The following is a 3841-nucleotide window of genomic DNA, read 5'->3' on the forward strand; positions in this document are numbered from 1 at the left end:
TACTTTGCCTGTGTTCGCATTAAGTTTCAGTGACGGTTAATTTTTCAGGTGCTATTATCATCTGCTCGTGCCTGTAAAATTAACTTATGGAAATAAATAGCAAAAATAAATGGCTGATAAAAAAAGTACTCCTAAAAAGAAAACACCTGCAAAGCGTGGTTCAAAACGTAGTGCGAAACCATCTTCAAAGAAAAGTATGGCAAAACCCAGTTTATTACGCCGTAGTTGGTCCATTTTTTGGAAGTTGAGTCTAGCGGGTATTATTGCTATGGCGCTTTATCTTATTTATCTGGATGCTCGCATCACTCGCCAATTTGAAGGTAATAAATGGCAATTACCTGCGCAAGTTTATGCTCGATCGATGAGTTTTTCACCGGGGCAGTTTTTATCTCGCCAAGAAGTGATTTGGGAGTTGGATCGTTTAAATTACTCCGTGGTCAATAAAATAAGCCGTACAGGACAATATGAAGTTGCAAAAAATAGTATAAAAATTTATCGCCGCGATTTTGAGTTTTATGATGGTCTAGAAGACGCTCACATTATTGAACTACGTTTTGCTGGGCAGAAAGTTGCCACTATTAAAGACAAATTTGGCCGAAGATTGAATACCGCACGACTAGAGCCTGTACAAATAGCCCGAATTGGTAATGACTCAAAACAAGATCGTGAATTTGTACCTTTAGATAAGTTTCCGCCAATGCTAAGAGATACGTTATTAGTTGTTGAAGATCAAGATTTTTATCAGCACCATGGCGTGTCTGTTTGGTCTATTATGCGTGCTTTATATAGTAATATTAAAGCGGGTAGAACAGTACAAGGCGGAAGTACATTAACTCAACAATTGGCAAAAAATATTTATCTTACTCGTGAGCGGACACTCTCTCGTAAGATCAATGAAGCTCTTATCGCACTGATACTCGATTACCGCTATTCTAAAGACCAAATTCTCGAAGCTTATTTAAATGAAGTTTACCTTGGTCAGTCATATAACCAAGGTGTGCATGGCATGGGTTTAGCCGCCGATTTTTACTTTTCTAAGCCGGTTGATGAATTAGAGTACGACCAAATAGCCATGCTGGTGGCTATGGTTAAAGGGCCATCTTATTACAATCCGCGTCGCTATCCTGAGCGCACCATGGAGCGTCGTGATTTAGTGCTGCGTTTAATGGCTGAAAATCAGCTTATTGATACTCGCGAATATCGAGCGTCGTTAAAACGCCCGATTGCGATTGCTAAAATGAAAGATAGCTTACAAAAATCATACCCTGGTTATTTAGAACTCGTAAATCGCGAACTTAAAAAGTTATTACCGGATCAAAAAGTGCTTGATGCAGGGGTGCGCGTATTTACTTACTTTGATCTTCAAAAACAAGCGGCTATGGAAGACTCGATTGTAAAAAGTCTTCCTTATTTAGAAAGACGCGCTGCAACTGATAAGTTGGAAGCGGCGATGATTTCCGTAAATGTTAAAAAGGGCGGTGTATCGGCATTGGTTGCAGGGCGTGACCCGCGATACTTTGGCTATAATCGCGTGTTAGACACTAAACGTAATATTGGCTCACTAGTTAAACCTGCGGTTTATTTAACCGCGCTTGAGTCACCTGAATTTAACTTGGCCACCCAAGTAGATGATTCCCCAGTACAAGTTACTAATGAACAAGGGAAGATATGGCAGCCAGAGAATTTTGATCATCAATTTCGTGGCATGATGCCGTTATATAAAGCATTTAGTCAAAGCATAAATATTCCGGCGGTTAATACAGGTTTAGATATAGGTGTAGAAAAGGTGATAAATACTTTGCAGCGCTTAGGTGCAAAGCAATCTATTCCTGAATATCCTTCTATTTTGTTAGGTGCGATTGAAATGTCGAGCTTCGATGTGGCGCAGTTATATACTACGCTTGCCGCTGATGGAAAATACCGTGAACTGACCGCTATTTCAGCGCTGACCGACTCTGTGGGTAAGGTGCTTTATAAGCACCAAGTGCAACCGCAAGCCCGCTTTGATGAAGCCGCTATGTATATGACTAAATACACAATGAAACGAGTAACTAAAGATGGCACTGCAAAACGTTTGAACGCGCACTTTCCATCAATTCAATTAGCAGGCAAAACTGGTACCAGTAACGATTTACGTGATAGCTGGTTTGCAGGTTTTGATCAAAATACCGTGACAGTTGCTTGGCTTGGTCGAGATGATAATAAAAGTACTGGACTTACCGGTAGTGTCGGTGCATTGGAAGCTTATATTCGTTATCTAAAGCCACTTAATCCAGAGGCGATTGCAGATACGCGTCCGCCATCAATTCGCTGGGCATTTGTTAATGAAGAAACTGGCCTACAAGCCCCCCCTGGCTGCGGTAAAGTGATACAGTTACCGCTAAGAGCTAGCGAATTTAAACCACGGCCAAGTTGTCAGAAGTGATAAATGAATTATCAATAATGCAGTTACATTTATTATAGCTGCATTATTTTGTCTAAGCTTTATTTATGAGTTTACGCTTAAAGTGATATGTTCGTTTTTCTGATGATGAGGAGTATGTAAACCAATTTTATTAAAGATATGGATTTTTTCTAACGAATTAAAGAACCTTTAGCGGCGTTAAAAAGCTCTTTACGTATGACTGTATATGAAAAAAGTAGATCAATGCAGAAGCGATTGTTGAGAAAGACTATATGTCATCATTTTAGCGCTGTTATTGGGCTATTTCCTAGTTTCATTTCCTAGTTTCAATAATCGATCGCTAATTCTATGTGTTTGATATAAAAGCCTATATTTTTTATAAATGTGTAAAGTTTAACCTTTAACGCAATTAACTTCCCTTCCTTTACTTGTTAGATCTTATTATATCAAGATTGAATTTAACTAAGTTTACTTCTTGCTCCAAAGCTACAAAATTATAGTGGTATTGCATTTAACTCACCCATTAAAATTACCTTATTAAATAGTAGCATGAGATATAGCTACTGCTTTGTAACTAACTAAATAGTGCAATTAGTTTGAAGTGAGCGACTGTTTATTATTAAAGCAGTGATATTGGACTTTTAAAAATTATTAATAGCTTTTTAGTATTGATTTATATACAGATATTAAAATCTGTTCCTTATTTGACGATTGCTATATTGACGGATTCTTGTTCAAAAGCTAATGTTAATTATGTAATAATAATGTTAATAAAGTTAATGGGGAATAAAAATGAAGCAATCATCTCTCTGTCGTGCAATTAAGCTTTCTATATTTGCAAGCTCTGTTGCGGCATCAAGTTATATACCACTTAGCGTAGCAGCAGAAGAAGAAGAAGGCGCTACAGAAACGGTAGAACGAATAGAAGTCACTGGTTCACGCATTAAACGTTCTGCTATGGTTGGCGCAAGTCCTGTTACTACAGTAACTTCTGAAGATATAAAAGTTGCAGGTATTACTCGCGTTGAAGATCTATTGAATGACTTACCTGCAGTGTTTGCAGGTCAAACATCGGGCACTGCAAATGGAGCGACAGGTACCGCAACAGTTGATTTACGGAACTTAGGCGCATCACGTACACTTGTACTTATTAATGGCCGACGTATGCCTTCAGGTTCGCCTTCTGCAGGCGGGATTAGTGCTGATGTTAATCAAATCCCAGCTGCATTAATTGAGAGAGTAGACGTATTAACAGGTGGTTCATCAGCTACTTATGGTTCAGATGCTGTTGCAGGTGTAGTTAACTTTATACTCAAAGATGATTTTGAAGGTTTTCAATTCGAATATCAAGGCAGTATGTATCAGCATAGTAATGACCATGGAGATATGCGTAGAGCGTTGGATGAATCTGGTTTTGAAGCGCCAGAAACAAATGTT

The 3841-nt window shown here is 38.6% G+C and carries 2 protein-coding genes; both read left to right on the forward strand.

The features are described from left to right. The first annotated feature begins 109 nt into the window (after positions 1 to 109). Complete coding sequence (mrcB, locus tag ACT3RM_RS17135; protein WP_441993631.1) at positions 110 to 2425, forward strand: penicillin-binding protein 1B; 2316 nt, start codon at positions 110 to 112, stop codon at positions 2423 to 2425. Between the two features lie 771 nt (positions 2426 to 3196). Next, positions 3197 to 3841, forward strand: a 645-nt coding sequence (locus ACT3RM_RS17140) for a TonB-dependent receptor plug domain-containing protein (RefSeq protein WP_441836596.1), incomplete at its 3' end; no start/stop codon positions are given.

It is taken from the genome of Pseudoalteromonas sp. AOP7-A1-14, assembly GCF_052376275.1.
GTDB lineage: Bacteria > Pseudomonadota > Gammaproteobacteria > Enterobacterales > Alteromonadaceae > Pseudoalteromonas.